Source organism: Verrucosispora sp. SN26_14.1 (assembly GCF_004307965.1).
In the GTDB taxonomy this organism is placed as follows: domain Bacteria; phylum Actinomycetota; class Actinomycetes; order Mycobacteriales; family Micromonosporaceae; genus Micromonospora.
On the sequence record NZ_SISL01000743.1, the window covers coordinates 1 to 1,727 of the forward strand.

The 1,727-nt window shown below is 75.3% G+C and carries 2 protein-coding genes; both read right to left on the reverse strand.

Annotation, left to right across the window (positions count from 1 at the left end):
* A partial coding sequence (locus EYA84_RS31515; protein ID WP_201272547.1) for a B12-binding domain-containing protein occupies positions 1–559 on the reverse strand: 559 nt, incomplete at its 3' end.
* On the reverse strand, positions 556–1,727 hold a 1,172-nt coding region (locus EYA84_RS31520; protein WP_131057817.1), incomplete at its 5' end, for a PP2C family protein-serine/threonine phosphatase. The genes EYA84_RS31520 and EYA84_RS31515, both read right to left, overlap by 4 nt.

Here is a 1,727-nt window from a genome sequence, read left to right on the forward strand (position 1 = left end):
AGAGGTGTCTAAGAGACAGGACCACCACCGGCACGTCCGCGCGCTGGCATGCCTCCACCATGCGGTGGGCGTGCGGCAGCCGCATCGGCAGCGCGCACGCCAGCGCGACCGCGTCCGCGTCGTGGCGGTGCAGGTACGACACCAGGTGCGCGGCGGGCACGCTGGCCCCGAGGAAGGTCACCTGCCAGCCACGCAGCCGCAGCATCTCGGCGACCAGTCGCGCCGGCAGCGCGTGCCACTCGCCGTCCATGCAGGCCACCACGATCCGACCCCGGGTCGGCCGCACCTCGCGATACGCCGCGATCGCCCCCACCACCCGCTCGCTGATGTGGGTGGCGGCATGTTCCTGGGCCACGCTCCACTCGTTGCGGGCCCACCGCTCCCCCACCTCGGCCTGGGCCGGGGCGACCAGTTCGAGCAGCAGCCGTTCGGCCGGCACCCCACCGTCGAGCAGGCCCCGGGCCACCTCGATGGCGGCCGGCTCGTCGGCCTCGGCGAGACAGTGCAGGTAGTCCTCGTACGCGGCGGCGGAGAGGACACCTCTGGTCGCGGTGGTCACGACCCGGTCGTCCCTGCCCCGTCCCCAGGTGGGGTGGGCACCGCGTGCAGGTGCCGGTGCGAGCGCGGGCCGGCGCCGGTGGCGCGCAGCGCGAGCACCGCGATGTCGTCGTGGTCGCGGTGGGCCAGCCAGTCGCAGGTGACCTGCTCGATCCGCTCGGCCAGGGCGGGCGCGGGCATCCGCTGGCAGTCGGTCACCGCCTGCACCAGCCGGTCGGTGCCGAGCTGCTCGTCGCCGCGCCGTCCGCCGCGTGCCTCGGTCACCCCGTCGCTGTAGAGCAGACACGTCTCACCGGGGGCGAGCCGGACGGTGACCTGACCGACCCGCGGGTCCGGCACCACGCCGATGAGCATTCCGCGCAGCGGCAACTGCTCCACCTCGCCGGAGGCCCGCAGCACCAGCGGCGGCAGGTGCCCGCCACCGGCCAGCGTCAGCGACAGGCCGCCGTCGCGGTGCGGCCGGACCACGCCCAGCACCAGCGTGGCGAACCGGCCCTGTCCGTGCGCCAGGGTGGTCTCCAGCAGCGCGTCGTTGAGCAGCTGCAACAGGCGGGCCGGCTGCTGCTCGACCCGGTGCAGCGCGTGCAGGCACTGCCGTAGCTGGCCGGTGAAGACGGCCGCCTCCACACCCTTGCCGGAGACGTCGCCGAGGAAGAACACCGAGCCGCCGTCGGGCAGCCGGTGGGAGCCGTAGAAGTCGCCGCCGATGCGCAGCCCCGCCTGGGCGGGGCGGTACGCCGTGCCCCACTGCACGCCCGGTGCCTCCACCGGCTCCACCGGCAGCAGGCTGGACTGCAGGGTGTCGGCGACCTCCGCCTGTTCGCGATAGAGCAGCGCGGTGGTCAGGGCCGCACCGGCGCGGGCGGCGAACGCCCCGATCAGGTCGACGTCCTCCTCGGCGTACCAGTCGGTGGCCGCGCGGGCCACCAGCAGCACTCCGGCGGGCGCGTCCCGGCCGGGAAGCTGCACCAGGCGGGCGCAGACGTCGGCGGCGGCCGACCCGGGCAACCAGCCCGCCTCGACGGCCTGTTCGACGAGCCAGTCGACGGTGTGCGGCTGGACTCCCCGGAGGCTGTCGGCGACCGCCTGCGGCAGCTCGGTGACGGAGAGCACGCCCCGCTCCACCACCGGCGCGTCGTCGTCGGCGCGGCTGGCCCGCCACCAGCGGG